This window comes from Pedobacter terrae (genome assembly GCF_900100705.1).
Lineage (GTDB): Bacteria > Bacteroidota > Bacteroidia > Sphingobacteriales > Sphingobacteriaceae > Pedobacter > Pedobacter terrae.
The window spans coordinates 220452-236183 of the sequence record NZ_FNCH01000008.1; the positions used below are offsets into that span (position 1 = coordinate 220452).

At 38.4% G+C, this 15732-nt stretch carries 14 protein-coding genes; 10 read left to right on the plus strand and 4 right to left on the minus strand.

The features are described 5' to 3' along the window. Nucleotides 1–114 precede the first annotated feature (114 nt). The 4 genes from BLR60_RS12415 to BLR60_RS12430 all read left to right on the plus strand — a co-directional run bounded on the left by BLR60_RS12415 (nucleotide 115) and on the right by BLR60_RS12430 (nucleotide 4317). Nucleotides 115–1350 (plus strand): cation:proton antiporter, encoded by a 1236-nt coding sequence (locus BLR60_RS12415; protein WP_090500244.1) that lies wholly within the window; start codon nucleotides 115–117, stop codon nucleotides 1348–1350. 345 nt (nucleotides 1351–1695) lie between these two features. Beyond that, entirely contained in the window at nucleotides 1696–3027 is a 1332-nt protein-coding gene (lat, locus tag BLR60_RS12420) for an L-lysine 6-transaminase (RefSeq protein ID WP_090500326.1), read from the plus strand. Nucleotides 3028–3029: 2 nt separating this feature from the next. Then, entirely contained in the window at nucleotides 3030–3431 is a 402-nt protein-coding gene (locus BLR60_RS12425; RefSeq protein ID WP_090500246.1) for a hypothetical protein, read from the plus strand. 25 nt (nucleotides 3432–3456) lie between these two features. Beyond that, nucleotides 3457–4317, plus strand: a complete 861-nt coding sequence (locus tag BLR60_RS12430) for a hypothetical protein (protein WP_090500248.1) — start codon at nucleotides 3457–3459, stop codon at nucleotides 4315–4317. A 490-nt stretch (nucleotides 4318–4807) separates the two neighbouring features. On the opposite strand, the gene BLR60_RS12435 is transcribed toward BLR60_RS12430, so the two are convergent. The 4 genes from BLR60_RS12435 to BLR60_RS12455 form a co-directional block, all read right to left on the minus strand. Continuing rightward, entirely contained in the window at nucleotides 4808–6169 is a 1362-nt protein-coding gene (locus BLR60_RS12435) for an acyl-CoA dehydrogenase family protein (protein ID WP_090500250.1), read from the minus strand. A 930-nt stretch (nucleotides 6170–7099) separates the two neighbouring features. Then, complete coding sequence (gene bshB1 / locus BLR60_RS12445; protein ID WP_090500254.1) at nucleotides 7100–7816, minus strand: bacillithiol biosynthesis deacetylase BshB1; 717 nt, start codon at nucleotides 7814–7816, stop codon at nucleotides 7100–7102. A gap of 8 nt (nucleotides 7817–7824) precedes the next feature. Beyond that, entirely contained in the window at nucleotides 7825–8337 is a 513-nt protein-coding gene (locus tag BLR60_RS12450; protein WP_090500256.1) for a glutathione peroxidase, read from the minus strand. A 6-nt stretch (nucleotides 8338–8343) separates the two neighbouring features. Beyond that, the gene (locus tag BLR60_RS12455; RefSeq protein ID WP_090500258.1) at nucleotides 8344–8958 is read right to left on the minus strand and encodes a DUF4294 domain-containing protein; all 615 of its coding nucleotides are present in this window, start codon (nucleotides 8956–8958) and stop codon (nucleotides 8344–8346) included. Between the two features lie 110 nt (nucleotides 8959–9068). Here BLR60_RS12455 and BLR60_RS12460 point away from each other — a divergent pair, with 110 nt between their 5' ends. From BLR60_RS12460 to BLR60_RS12485, 6 genes are all read left to right on the plus strand, one after another. Next, complete coding sequence (locus BLR60_RS12460; RefSeq protein ID WP_090500260.1) at nucleotides 9069–11279, plus strand: RelA/SpoT family protein; 2211 nt, start codon at nucleotides 9069–9071, stop codon at nucleotides 11277–11279. 181 nt (nucleotides 11280–11460) lie between these two features. Then, on the plus strand, nucleotides 11461–11958 hold the full coding sequence (locus BLR60_RS12465) for a Fur family transcriptional regulator (protein ID WP_090500261.1): 498 nt from the start codon (nucleotides 11461–11463) through the stop codon (nucleotides 11956–11958). A 38-nt stretch (nucleotides 11959–11996) separates the two neighbouring features. Then, nucleotides 11997–13277, plus strand: a complete 1281-nt coding sequence (locus tag BLR60_RS12470; RefSeq protein ID WP_090500263.1) for an adenylosuccinate synthase — start codon at nucleotides 11997–11999, stop codon at nucleotides 13275–13277. Between the two features lie 276 nt (nucleotides 13278–13553). After that, complete coding sequence (locus BLR60_RS12475; protein WP_090500265.1) at nucleotides 13554–13781, plus strand: hypothetical protein; 228 nt, start codon at nucleotides 13554–13556, stop codon at nucleotides 13779–13781. Then, entirely contained in the window at nucleotides 13775–14080 is a 306-nt protein-coding gene (locus BLR60_RS12480) for a type II toxin-antitoxin system RelE/ParE family toxin (RefSeq protein WP_090500267.1), read from the plus strand. Before BLR60_RS12475 ends, BLR60_RS12480 begins: the two co-directional genes overlap by 7 nt. A gap of 81 nt (nucleotides 14081–14161) precedes the next feature. After that, nucleotides 14162–15418, plus strand: a complete 1257-nt coding sequence (locus BLR60_RS12485) for an anthranilate synthase component I family protein (RefSeq protein WP_090500268.1) — start codon at nucleotides 14162–14164, stop codon at nucleotides 15416–15418. The last annotated feature ends 314 nt before the right edge of the window (nucleotides 15419–15732 follow it).

Here is a 15732-nt window from a genome sequence, read left to right on the forward strand (position 1 = left end):
ATAATAATAACGTTACGCCCCGGTTTCGTATTGAAGCATGAGAAAAACGAAGAAGAAAAACAAAACTTAGTTGAGCGCCTACATCATAACTTAAAAGCAAACACAATATTTTAGATGAACACCCAGGAAATTATAGCCATCACCATAGTACTTGCAGCAATCTTTGCTTATATCAACCACCGTTTTATTAAATGGCCACCAACCATTGGAATCATGGCACTTTCACTGATTTCTTCAATCCTGTTGGTGAGTCTGGGGAGTTCCAGCTCTCTGCTTTCAGAAAAGGCCATTTCGCTTGCTACCTCGTTAGATTTTCAGGATGTACTGATGAACTTTATGCTGAGTTTTCTACTTTTTGCCGGAGCAATACATATTGATGCCAGCAAACTTAGGGCCGAACGCCTGCCGGTCCTTGTCTTGGCCACAATAGGTATCCTTATTTCAACATTTGTAGTTGGGATATTGGTATATTTCCTTTTTGGATGGTTTAATATGCCTATTCCATTGATCTACTGTCTGCTGTTTGGAGCGCTAATTTCCCCTACCGATCCCATTGCCGTTCTGGGCATACTTAAAAAAGCAAATATTCCCGCGAGTTTGGAGCTGAAAATTTCCGGGGAGTCATTGTTTAATGATGGTGTCGCAGTGGTTGTATTTGTGAGTCTTGCAGAAATTGCGCGTTCTACAACAGGGGACTTTTCCGTCATCTCGATAGGCAAGCTTTTTTTAATCGAAGCATTGGGCGGTCTGTTTTTTGGCCTACTGCTTGGTTATATCGGATATCTGGCTTTGCGAAGCATTGATGACTATAAGGTTGAGGTACTCATTACCCTGGCCATTGTGACTGGGGGATATTTTCTGGCCGGAAGGCTTCATGTATCGGGACCTCTGGCAATGGTTATCGCAGGGATCTTTACTGGGAATAAATCCAAGCGGGACGGCATGTCAGATCTTACCAGAGACTATCTCGGCAAATTCTGGGAAATGATCGATGAGATCCTTAACGCGGTATTATTTCTTTTCATCGGCGTAGAGATGCTCATCATAAAAGTAGAATCAACGGTATTCTGGATCGGGGTCATTAGCATCGGCATAGTACTGCTGGCCAGATGGATTTCAGTGATCATACCGGTTTCGTTGATGCGATTTAAAGTAAAGTTTGAAAAACATGCAGTGACTATAATGACCTGGGGCGGCTTAAGAGGTGGTATTTCTGTCGCTCTGGCACTTTCCCTGAGCCCGGCCATGTACCGTGAACAGTTCGTGCTGATCACCTACATCATTGTTGTCTTTTCGATCCTTATCCAGGGTCTGAGCATCGGAAAGCTTGCGAAGCGGCTTGGGTTCTAAGAAAAGTCGCCCGGTTAGATAAGCTTCTCTTCCTCGATGATGGGCTGAGAGCGGATCAGGATTGATAGGCCCCGCAGCAAAAACAAAGATTCGAACTGCAACCATATAGGGAGCAGACAACTGGAAAAATCTGATCAAAACCATCTTAATCTAATGGAGACAGATGCTTTTTAAAGAGATTCCTGTCAAAAAGTTTTCCACACCTGTGAAGTCCAAAACCCGATTTTGTCTATAATCATACTTTAAACTGTTTAAACCTATTTTTTAGTCCATGGGCACAAAAAGTGCTTAAATTTTGATTTTAGGCACATTTAACTAAATTTGGATTATACCAAAACCAAGTTTATGTATCAATTAACAGTACCTGCCGATCGCGTTAACGAATCTTTAAGTAAGCACATTTTAGCCGACGGTTTCGACCTGACCTATGATATGGAAAAAAGTCATGGCGCTTACATTTACGACTCGAAATACAATAGGACTTTACTCGATTTTTTCACTTGTTTTGCTTCAGTTCCCTTAGGTTACAACCACCCTAAAATGGTTAATGACGAGGCTTTTAAAAAGAATCTTTTACTTGCCGCTTTGGCCAATCCCTCAAATTCCGATGTTTATACCCAACAATATGCACAATTCGTGGAAACATTTTCTAAAATTGGTATCCCCGATTATCTGCCACACGCTTTTTTTATTGCAGGTGGAGGCTTAGCGGTAGAAAACGCCATTAAGGTTGCCATGGATTGGAAGGTTCAGAAAAACTTTGCAAAAGGATATACTGAAGAAAAAGGTTTTAAGGTTTTGCACTTCGAAAGGGCTTTTCATGGCCGTACAGGTTATACAATGAGTTTAACCAATACCCTACCCGATAAAACAAAATGGTTTGCGAAGTTCGATTGGCCAAGGGTAGCTATTCCGGAAGTTAAATTTCCACTTTCCGGAAATCACTTAAACCATGCCATTGCTACTGAAGAAGCTTCGTTGGCCCAGATCAAAAAAGCCTTTGCAGATGATAAAGATGACATCTGCGCCATCATCATAGAACCCATCCAATCAGAAGGAGGAGATAACCACCTGCGGGAGGAGTTTTTGATTCAACTTAAAGCTTTAGCCGATGAAAATGATGCCTTTTTAATTTACGATGAAGTACAAACAGGCGTGGGATTAACCGGTAAATTCTGGTGCCACCAACATTTTAGCGAAAAGGCCAGACCAGATATTATTGCTTTTGGTAAAAAAATGCAGGTATGCGGTATTCTTGTTGGCAATAAGGTTGATGAAATTGAAAGCAATGTATTTAAAGTACCCAGCCGAATTAACTCCACATGGGGAGGCAATTTGGTTGATATGGTACGTTCTGCTCAGATTTTACAGATCATAGAGGAAGATCGGCTATGCGAAAATGCCGCAAAAATAGGCGCGTACTTAAAAGATCAACTAGAAAATTTATCGCATAAATTTGATCAAATGACAAACGTGCGTGGAAAAGGTTTGTTGTGTTCTTTCGATTTCCCGACAAAAGAAATGCGTAATGCATTTATTGGCAAAGGACTGGAAAACAATGTGATGTTTTTGGGTTGTGGTGAAAAAACCATACGTTTCCGTCCGGCACTCTGTATTGAGCAAAAGCATATTGACGAAGGCCTGACGGTTATGGAAAAAATATTACCTTTATTGTAGGCATGAACAGAAAATCGTCGGTTTATTTCCTGGTTGCAGGGGTTTTAGTGTTGATCTTTTTTATGGTTAAAAATGTTTTTGATCAGCCAGGAATTAGTGATATGAAAGCTGGCTTTAAAGAAGTGATCAAATATAGAAATGACAATAACACCGGCCCTATACAACGGATTTACGTGGTGACAGTTAAAGATTCGATTTGGAAAGAAATGGAAGATTATGGCAATTTAATGCCACATACCAAATATGGTAATACCAAAGTGTATTTTTTTATGCAAAATGGAAATGTTCCAAACACATTAGAGCCTGGAGCAGTAAACTTCGACCCAACATTTAACAAATCATGTATTGCCCTATATGAAAAAAGTGCGATGAGCCAGGTCGCATTTAATAAACATCCGTTTTAAACGCAGTTTTTTGGTATAATTACACATGAATCGTGATTATAATTCGATAAGTCCATCAGCAAAATCACTAATGCTGGCCAAAAGCTTAACGGATATTCCTTTTGTTGCTGATGCTGTAAAATTAATTTACGGCAATGACGCCATTGAACATTTATTGAACAGAGACTTTGATGAGGTATTTTTAAAACGACTGGTGCATTTTGAAAGTAGATATTTATCTCTGGATAGTTTACTTTTTGCGTCGGGTTCCTTAAATATTTTAGAAATTTCTTCTGGTTATTCTTTTAGAGGCTTGGATTTGGTTTTAAGGCATCCGACAATTTATTATTTGGATACTGATTTACAAGGTATTATCGATATCAAGAAAGATTTGGTTGAACGGCTAATCGTTAACGAGAAATTAAACTTGAAAGGTAAGCTTAAAACTGAAGCTTTAAACGCATTAAATGAGGATGCCTTTCTAAATGCTGTAAATCAAATGCCCCTTGGTCCGATAAGCATTATAAATGAAGGCTTACTGGTATATTTAAACACCGATGAAAAGACATCTCTATGTAAAACCATCCATAAATCATTAAAACAAAGGGGTGGATATTGGATCACTGCTGATGTTTATGTTAAACGGCTTAAACTACAAAATGATACCGGTGATCATTTTTCTCAGTTTTTGGAAGCGCATCATGTAGAAGATAATAAGTTCGAAAGTTTTGAGCAGGCAGAACACTTTTTTCTGGAACAAGGTTTTAAACTGGTCACCAAAGCAACTTCAGTCTGGCATCAACTTTCTTCATTAAAATATATTGATATTGAATTATTAAAAAAAATGAAAGAACAGGCGAATAAAATTGGGAGAATCCGGGAAACCTGGGTGTTAAAAGCGATTTGATTAAACAGAACGAAATACTCAGCATTTAAATATGTAAAATTACATGACTTGTTTGCCGAATGCGTTAATCCTTATGATTTGGAAATGAAGGGTTTTGTGCATTTGGCATTTTCAGTCCCGCTTTCCCTCCTGCCAATTTAAAGAAATTGGCAGGAGGGAAAGCGGGTTTATAAACGAAGTTTTATGCCTTGAGAAAAACCGCTGTTCAATAAACCTGACAACAGCGGATGCACCGGTTATGTTACATTTCGGTGTGCTTGCTTGTTTCACAGGTTTCTATCGGGCTACAGCGAATGGCAGGACTATAGCACCTATGAAATGCTGACGTTCATTTCCTAAACCTAAAAAACCCTGCTATTTATCATCCTACATTAGCCTTCGACTACGCTCAGACTGAAAATTATCTAATATAATTTAGCTCGGACCCAACATTAAACTCACGAAGTTCCCAGCGCATTAGCCCTTTAAACTTCGTGAGTTTTCCCAACCGCTAAACAAAAGCTGAAAATCCCGTTATTGCCCTACCCACAATCAGGGTATTAATTTCTTTGGTACCCTCATACGAATAAATCGCTTCAGCATCGGCCACAAAACGCGCTACATTGTATTCCAGTAAAATACCATTTCCGCCCATCACTTCTCTTGCTTTGCTTACCACATCACGTGTTCTTAACGAACAGAAAACCTTCGCTAATGAAGCGTGTTCATCTTTTAATAAACCCTGATCCTGTAATTGTGAAAGACGGAAACAAAGTGTTTGCATCGCCGTCAAATTCGATAACATCTCTACCAGGTGATTTTGAATCAATTGGAAAGATGCAATGGGTTTACCAAACTGTTTTCGGGTACGGGTATATTCCAAAGCATTTTCATAAGCACCTCGGGCGCAACCCACAGCCTGCCAGGCAACTCCCGCGCGTGTCATTTGTAATACTTTAGCGGTGTCTTTAAATGAATTTGCATTTTGCAGGCGACCTGCCTCCTCTACCTCGCAGTTGGTTAAGGTGATAATACCATTTTGCACAATCCTCAGGGCCATTTTATCCTGCATTTTCTCTACAGCAAAACCCGGATTATCTTTTTTCACGATAAATCCTTTTACTTCGCCGCTTTCCTCATCACGTGCCCAAATAATTAAAATATCGGCAAAAGTGGCATTACCAATCCATTTTTTCTGACCGTTTAATATCCATTTGCCATTTACTTTTTTACATGTTGTGGTTAGTCCGCCGGCAGCGGCAGACCCTACTTCGGGCTCGGTTAACCCAAATGCGCCAATAATTTTAAATTGTTGCATCAGCGGCAACCATTGCTGTTTTTGTTGCTCCGAGCCACATAAGTAGATCGATCCCATAGCCAAACCGCTCTGTACACCAAAAAAAGTAGAAATAGAAGTATCAATCCTGGCCATTTCCATGGCTAAGATACCTTCCATTAAATTCGATTTCCCCGGACAGCCATAACCTTTGTAGGTTAAACCACAGATATTAAGTTCGGCAAGTTTTGGGATGATTTCGAAGGGGAATTCAGCTTTGTTCCAGTAATAATTAACAATGGGTTTTACTTCTTTCTCTAGAAAAGCACGTACTTTTAACTGAAGCGCACGGTCTTCATCCTTTAACGCTTCGTCGCCCAAATGGTAAAAATCGCCTTCAATAGGTGGCAATTCTTTCTTTTTGCCAGATCCACCCATCATTTTCATCATCCCCTGAATCTGCTTATCATCCAGGCTTGATATGGTTTCGACCATTTTGGGTAAATCGACCTTTTTCGATAAAGCTTCCAGCTTGTCGAAATCTACATGTTTAAAAAGATTATAAGCGTTTTTGAGAGAAGAAAATATATTCGCCATTATTATTCGTTTTGAGAATAACAAACGAAGGGCTGTTTTGTTGGAATGTCAAAATAACCGCAAAGGGCGCAAAGTTTTTTCGCAAAGAAACGCAAAGCATTATTTCAGTTTTTCCATAGAGGGCGCTGAGGTTTACACTGAGGAACACAGAGATTTAAACTGCTAAGGGCGCAAAACTTTTTCCACAAAGACATTTGAGGTTTCAAGTCATTAAAAAATGTACCCAGCTCGGTGCTCTTTGTGCCTTTCTTTGTGAGTCTCTGTGGTAATCAACCTTTTTCGATAAAGCTTCTAGCTTGTCGAAAGCTACATGTTTAAAAAGATGGTAAGCGTTTTTGAGAGAAGAAAATATATTCGCCATTATTATTCGTTTTGAGAATAACAAACGAAGGGCTGTCTTGTTGGAATGTCAAAATAACCGCAAAGGGCGCAAAGTTTCTCCGCAAAGAAACGCAAAGCATTATTTCAGTTTTTCCACAGAGGGCGCTGAGGTTTGCACAGAGGAACACAGAGAATTAACTGCTAAGGGCGCAAAACTTTTTCTACAAAGACATTTGAGGTTTCGAGTCATTAAAAAATGTACCGAGCTCGGTGCTCTCTGTGCCTTTCTTTGTGAGTCTCTGTGGTTAAGATCAAAGCATATTTCAGTTTTTCCACAGAGGGCGCTGAGGTTTACACTGAGGAACACAGAGAATTAACCGCTAAGGGCGCAAAACTTTTTCCACAAAGACATTTGAGGTTTCAAGTCATTAAAAAATGTACCCAGCTCGGTGCTCTCCGTGCCTTTCTTTGTGAGTCTCTGTGGTTAAGATCAAAGCATTATTTCAGTTTTTCCACAGAGGGCATTGAAGTTTAAACAAATCAAGAAAAATGTGTCCAGCTTGGCGCCCTTTGCACCTTTCTCTGCGAGCTTTGCGGTTAAAAAAAGACCTACCTTAAATCAAACAAACTATCTACGCCCAATAATTTCCGCGAAGTAAAACCTTCGCCAAAAGTGGCACCAATGCTTTTACCAAATTCTCTTGAACGTCCAATTACGCTTTCAAAAAACTCAGGGGAAGAGATATAGGTTTCTTGACCTTCAACATCTGGATTATAAAACTGTGTTTTAAAAGCCTGGATCGATTCGATCTTTTTATCCATATGATCAGATATATCCACAATAATATCAGGCTTTAAATATCGATCTTGAATAAATTGCAATAACAATCTAGGGCGATGTGCTTCTTGCAGAACCCCATCCATTGATGTTTCTATTTTTTGTAAACCTGATAGAAAAACAGAATCGTAAACCAAGTCGCCAGCCCTTCCATGGTCGGGGTGACGGTCTTCAAGCGCGTTGCTCAAAATAATTTCTGGTTGATATTTTCTAATCACTTTGATCACTTCTAAACGGTGAAATTCATCGTTCTGAAAAAATCCATCCCTCAATCTCAGATTTTCGCGGATATGCAAACCTAAAATTTTAGCTGAATCTGCCGCTTCTCCGTCTCTTGTTTCTGCTGTACCCCTTGTACCGAGTTCACCTCTGGTTAAGTCTACAATGCCCACTTTTTTACCGAGGGCAATATGTTTTAAAATAGTACCTGAACAGCAAAGCTCTGCATCATCAGGATGTACAGCTATTACTAAAATATCTAACTTCATTGATTTTATTATTGGGTATTTTGATTCAGCAATTGCTGAATTTTCTTTTTGATTTTCGAATTTAATGGCTTAGTAAACGGTAAGAAATAATCTTCCAGCTCGCCATTTTTGTTTACGAGGTATTTATGAAAATTCCATCGTGGCTTCGAACTTAATTTTGCATTTTGTTTTTTATCGCTCAGGAACTGATAAAGTGGGTGAGCATTTTCCCCGCGAACGATAATTTTATCAAAAACCGGAAACTTTACACCGTGGTTAATCTCACAGAAAGATGTAATATCTGATCCTTCCAAAGGTTCCTGCTTTCCGAAATCATTAGCAGGAAAACCCAGGATTTCGAAATCAGGATTGTTAATCTCGTCTTTAAGTTGCTGTAATTCCGTCAACTGTGGTGTTAGACCACATTCTGACGCGGTATTTACGATTAAGACAACTTTGTTCTGAAAAGCAGATAAGGGCTGTTCTTCGCCATTAACTTTCTTAACCTTAAACGAATAAATATTTGGGGTGCGCTCCTGCATGATATATTATTGATAAAATCCTGAAGTACGGATAATAGATTCTATATCTCTATCTGTATTCGGATCATAAGTGCTTTTTAGATTATGTCCAACTACCCGGGCAACAATTTGATAAGAAAATGCCGCAAAACCCCCTTTAGTTTGTTTTACAATATCATATGTTGTTCTGCCCACTTCACGATCGATCAGTTTCGTTAAAATCTGGCCCTGAGTAATCGTCAACTCTTTTATTTCACGGTTAAACATGTCTTTTATTTCTTTATCACATTGTTTAACCAATTGTTTTTGTTCTTTTTTTTCTGGCGTTCTGGCTAAATCCTGCTCAAGTTGTTCATAACGGCGTTTTGCAAACAAAGCATAAGGCATTACCTTCAATACATTGTACCGTAAACGGTTATAAGCTGCCTGCTCAGCGGGTGATTTCCAGATCCTGGCTGCATAAATGTTAACTTCATTCAGTTGCATCCATGGAATCATCACTCCATTATCGTTGGTAGAGGCTACTTTTATCGTATCGCTTTTTCCTAATTTAGGGAATACAGGGGCAGTTGGTTCCTGCGCCCGCAGTGAAACACCATAAATCATTACAATACAAAGAAAAAAGAGCCCTTTAAATTTCATAAATTTATACTTTTACAAAGTTAGGTGTTATTTCATATATTAGTTGTTTCACAGAACTAATATAAGTTTTATTCATAAATAAGACGCATTTTTTTACGCAAAAAATACAAATGAAAACAGAGTTAGTGATTGATTTAGAGGCGGAAAAGCAAGAAATTCTAAAAAGATATAGGGCATTATTACGGGCAAGCAAATCTACTTTACAAAAGGGCGATAAAAAAGAAATCCGCAAAGCTTTTGACATGGCACTCGAAAGCCATAAAGATATGCGCCGGAAATCTGGCGAACCCTATATTTACCACCCTATCGCCGTTGCGCAAATTGCAGCCGAAGAAATTGGACTGGGAACGACCTCCATTGTTTGTGCGCTATTGCATGATGTGGTAGAAGATACCGATATTACTTTAGAAGATATTGAACGCGAATTTGGCAAAAAAACCGCTAAAATTATCGATGGTTTAACCAAAATTTCGGGTGTTTTTGATACCAATAGCTCATTACAGGCAGAGAATTTCCGTAAGATGTTGCTTACCCTGGCAGACGATGTAAGGGTGATCCTGATTAAACTTGCTGATCGTTTGCACAATATGCGTACAATGGATTTTATGCCCCGCCACAAGCAGCTTAAAATCGCTTCAGAAACTATTTACCTTTACGCCCCGCTCGCCCACCGTTTAGGTTTGTATGCCATAAAATCAGAGTTAGAGGATCTTTCGATGAAATATCTTGATCCTGACACCTATAAATTCATCGCAAAAAAATTAAACGAGAAAAAAGCTGAACGTGCACTCTTCATCAAAAAATTCGTAGAACCTATTGATGAGATTGTGCATGAGCAAGGGTTAGTAGCCGATGTTTATGGCAGGCCTAAATCTATCCATTCCATTTGGAATAAGATGAAAAAGAAAAACATCCCATTTGAGGAAGTTTATGATCTTTTTGCCATCCGGATTATTTTGGATTCTGCTCCGGAAAATGAAAAGGCCGATTGCTGGAAAGCATATTCCATCGTAACTGATTTATACCGCCCAAATCCAGATCGTTTACGCGATTGGGTGTCATCACCAAAAGGGAATGGCTACGAAAGCTTGCATACCACGGTTATGGGGCCACGCGGACAATGGGTGGAAGTACAGATCCGTACGCAGCGCATGAATGAAATTGCAGAAAAAGGTTTTGCTGCGCATTGGAAATATAAAGAATCGAGCAACGATAACGGTCTTGATCAGTGGATCCAGAAAGTACGCGAGATGTTGAATAATCCTGAAGCTAATGCTTTGGATTTTCTCGATGACTTTAAAATGAATCTTTTCTCAGATGAGATTTTTATTTTCACGCCAAAAGGTGCCCTGATCCAGTTGCCTTTAGGCGCTACCGCATTGGATTTTGCTTTCGAGATCCATACTGATGTTGGTGCAACCTGTATTGGTGCCAAGGTTAACCACAAGCTGGTTCCTATTTCATATAAACTTCAAAATGGCGATCAGGTAGAAATTATTACATCGAGTAAGCAAACGCCTAAAGAAGATTGGCTAAACGTAGTGGTTACGGCCAAAGCCAAGTCGAAAATTAAATCATCGTTAAAAGAAGAAAAGCGGAAAATTGCCGAAAATGGCAAGGAGATTTTAGAAAGGAAGCTGAAATCGCTTAAAATCACCTACAACACCGAAAACATTCAAAAACTAAGCTATTTCTTTAAACTACCTTCTACACAAGAACTTTTTGTAAATGTTGCCCTCGGTAAAATAGAGCTGAAAGATATTAAAGAGTACTTATCAAGTGGAAAAGAAGTTGAGAATCGTAGTAGTCCGGAACGACCGGAAAATCTTTCTGTTGATGGAATAAAGAGTAAGATTAAGGGCGGCGAATCTGATATTTTACTCATTGGTGAAGATATGCAGCGTATTGATTATACGTTGGCAGCTTGTTGTAACCCAATACCTGGCGATGATGTTTTTGGATTTATTACTGTGAGCGAAGGCATAAAAATACACCGTACCAATTGCCCCAATGCAGCACAGTTAATGGCCAATTATGGCTATCGCGTGGTTAAAGCTAAATGGAACAAACAACAGGAATTAACTTTCTTAACTGGCTTACGCATTGTGGGTATTGATGATGTAGGCTTAATCAATAACATCACACGCGTTATTTCTACCGATTTTAAAGTGAATATGCGCTCTATTACTGTAGATACCAATGAGGGAATTTTTGACGGTTCGATTATGATTTTTGTAAACGATACCGAACACTTAGAAAACCTGATTAAAAACTTATTAAAAGTTAGGGGCGTAACCGGAGTAACAAGGTTTGATGCTTAGATAGTCCGAAAGTCGGGATTCCGAAGCCGGAAGTCAGGATTTCTAGTCCAGAAAACATGCAATTTTAGGCACTAAACTTCTGACTCCCGACCGCCGACTTTCCGACTTATTACAACATTTAAACAATCTAACACTCGAACAATCAAACTAATTACCTACCTTTGAATGGAGTTTAAAAACTATGTCTGAACAAAAAACAAATGAGCTCGTTCGCAAGATTTTTGAGGCTTATTTAGAAAACAAAAATCTACGTAAAACACCAGAGCGTTTCGCTATATTGGAAGAAATATATTCAAGAAACGACCACTTTGATGTAGAAACCCTATATATCCACATGAAAAACCAAAAGTACCGCGTTAGTCGTGCTACGGTTTACAACACGCTGGAATTATTGGTTTCATGCGACCTGGTTACCAAGCACCAGTTTGGTAAAAACATGGCACAATTCGAAAAATCTTACGGTTACCGCCAGCACGATCATGTGATCTGTATCGAGTGCGGTAAAGTAGTAGAATTCTGCGATCCCCGCATCCACCAGATCCAAACCATGGTTGGCGATCTTCTAAAATTCGATGTTAAACACCATTCGTTAAATCTTTATGGCTTCTGCTCTGATTGCAGCATGGCTAGAAAAGTAAGTGAAAGTGCAGCAACAGTCGAAAAAATCAAACAAAATTAAATCAAAATACAAATAAAACCAGCTTAATTTATTAAATAATGACGCAAGTAGATGTACTTCTCGGCCTTCAATGGGGCGATGAAGGAAAGGGAAAAATCGTTGATGTACTAAGTCCAAAATATGATCTTATCGCCCGTTTTCAGGGTGGCCCAAATGCCGGACATACTTTAGAGTTTGATGGCAAAAAATTCGTTTTAAACACTATTCCATCAGGAATTTTCAACGAAAAAACCATGAATCTGATCGGTAATGGTGTAGTAATCGACCCTATTATCCTAAAAAGAGAGTTAGATAATTTAAAAAAAGCTGGTCATGATCCAATTGCCGATGGCAAATTGGTGATTGCCCGTAAAGCACACTTAATTTTACCCACCCACCAATTATTGGATGCAGCTAACGAAGCACGCATGGGTAAAAATAAAATTGGATCAACCTTAAAAGGTATTGGTCCAACGTATATGGATAAAACCGGCCGTAACGGTTTACGTGTTGGCGATACCACACTACCAGATTTCAAAGAGCGTTATGCCAAACTGGTAGAAAAACATACCGAAATCCTTTCTCACTATGAAGGTTTTGAATATGAATTGGCTGAGAAAGAAGCATCATTTTTTGAAGCCATCGAATTCCTGAAAACCATTCCTCATGTAGATAGCGAACATTATGTGAATGGTTTCTTAAAAGAAGGAAAAGCTGTTTTAGCAGAAGGCGCACAAGGAACGTTATTAGACGTTGATTTCGGTTCATATCCTTTTGTAACATCAAGCAACACCACAACAGCAGGTGCCTGTACCGGTTTAGGTATTGCGCCTAATAAAGTAGGTGCTGTTTATGGTATCTTCAAAGCATATTGTACACGTGTTGGTGGCGGCCCTTTCCCTACCGAATTAGATAATGAGGTTGGTGAAAACCTACGCGCATTAGGTCACGAATTTGGTGCAACTACAGGTCGTGCCCGTCGTTGTGGCTGGATTGATCTTCCTGCTTTAAAGTATGCCATCATGTTAAACGGTGTAACCGAATTAATTATGATGAAAGCCGATGTTTTAGATACATTCGATACCATTTATGCTTGTACCCACTACGAGTATAATGGCGAAACCATCGATTACATGCCTTATGATATCATCTCTATTGAACCAAAACCAGTATTAAAAGCAATTGATGGTTGGGCTACAGATGTAACTAAAATCACTTCCGTAGACGAAATCCCCGCTAAATTGACTGAATATATTGCATTTTTGGAAAAAGAACTGGAAGTGCCGATCAAATTCCTTTCCGTTGGTCCGGATAGAGCACAAACTTTAGCATTACGTTAAAAAATTAGATTCGTCATGCTGAATTTATTTCAGCATCCATTTACTCTATTAACACTAATAGACCCTGAAATACATCCTATAGCTATCGGATCAGGGTGACGATCAATTAAAAAAAGGCAATCCATAGCGGATTGCTTTTTTTTTCAAGAGTTTTCAAGTTTAATAGCAATAGCGCCAGAAAGTTGCCAACTCATTGCCAATTGAGATAGTAACTTAATTTCAAAAGTTTGTTTTTCATCTGCAATTTAGTTATTTTTGAGTACAAACACTTTGATTATGGCAACTATCTTAGAAAGCGAAATGCTAAATTATTTTACCCAGCTAGATGATGCCGAAAAAACTTCTGTAGTTAAAATGCTTAAAGCGTTTATAAAAGGGAAAAAAGAAAATTCAAACGTTACCATTGAAGTCTATAATAATGAGCTTTTAGCCGCAGAGCATGAGTTCAAAAATGGCGATTATATTTCTCACGATGAATTATTAAATGAGATTAAAAGTTGGTAACCAAACATCTTGAAATTGTCTGGACTAAGCAAGCCAAAAACCAATTAAAAGAAATCTATAATCACATTAGCCAAGAATCCGTCCAAAATGCAATAAAGGTAATAAATGATTTAACCCAAGCAGTAGAAAATATAGTTCAGTATCCTGAAAAACATAAGATTGATCAATATAAAAAAGATAACGACGGGACATACCGTGCTTTTGAAAAACATCATTTTAGGATATCCTATCGAAACGAAAATCAGATAATAAGAATATTAAGGGTTAGGCATACCAAAATGAATCCTAAAAAACACTAATTTTACGATGCTAACCATAATTCCAAAAGATAAAAATTAATTTCTTACAATTATCGCTGTGATTTTTACCTTTGCGGCAGCTTGAAAACCATTCAAAACATATCTGATTTTAAACGAAAAGCATTACACTGGGCCAACCAGTTCGAAGTCAGTTGCTTTTTAGATTCAAACGATTATAAAAATGCTTATTCTGTTTACGATTTCATTATCGCTGCAGATGTACGTGACGAACTACAATACTCGACAGGCAATGGTTTTGATCAGTTAAAAAATTTTTATGCTAAGCACAAACAATGGGTTTTCGGCTATTTCAGCTACGATTTAAAAAACGGAATAGAAGATCTTCAATCTAATAATCCCGACGGTTTAAACTTCCCGGATTTATATTTTTTTGTCCCAAAATACCTCATTGCTTTTAAAGATGGTAAAGCTGAAATCATCCTTGGTGACCAATCAATTTTAGGAGAAATTGAGTCTTTCTCTTTTGACGATAGACAACAATCTAAAGCCGTACAGATCTTTCAAAGATTATCTAAAGATCAATACATAACTAAAGTTGAAGCTTTAAGGAACCACATCCATAGAGGTGATATTTATGAGATCAATTTTTGTCAGGAGTTTTTTGCAGAAAATGCCGAAATAGATCCTATTCATACTTTTGAAGCCTTAAATCATATTTCTCCCATGCCATTTGCAGGTTATTTTAAAGTTCATGACCAATATATTTTATCTGCCACACCAGAAAGATTTTTATGCAAACGCGGATCGAAACTGACCTCACAGCCTATTAAAGGCACTGCAAAAAGAAGTTCTGATCCTAAAGAAGATAATGCTATAAAACTACAGCTCAGAAATAACATTAAAGAGCAGGCGGAAAATGTAATGATTGTTGACCTGGTACGCCACGACCTCACTAAATCGGCTGTTAAGGGCTCAGTTAAAGTTGACGAATTATTTGGCATCTACAGCTTTCCACAGGTCCACCAAATGATTTCTACCGTTAGCTGTGAATTAAATCCAGAAATCCATTTTATCGATGCCATAAAAAACACCTTCCCTATGGGTTCCATGACAGGTGCCCCAAAGGTTAAAGCCATGAAATTGATCGAAGAATACGAAGTGACCAAAAGGGGAATTTATTCCGGATCTTTTGGCTGCATTAGTCCGGATGGAGATTTCGATTTTAATGTAGTGATCAGGAGCATCTTATACAATGCTGAATCCAAATATTTATCATTCCAGGTTGGAGGAGCCATTACCTACCAAAGTAATGCCATTTCAGAATATGAAGAATGTTTGTTAAAAGCGAGTGCAATTCTAAAGGTTTTAGGCGGTTAATTCGTTAGCCATTTGTTCATTAGTCATTAGTTCAATTGTGCTAAGTCATCCATCATTCTGAATTTATTTCAGAATCCCATCCTAGTTGTAGCGTCCCGCTGCGACTTAATCAATATCTAAAAAAATCTTGTCATTCTGAACGCAGTGAAGAAATTCTTAAAACAAAAAAGGTCTTAACGGGACGCTAAGACCAGATATGAGTTCAATTGTCCTAAGCGATCCGTCATTCTGAATTTATTTCAGAATCTTAACAGAAAAGACCCTGAAATAAATCCGATAACTATCAGATCAGGGTGACGATAAAAAAGGTGGAA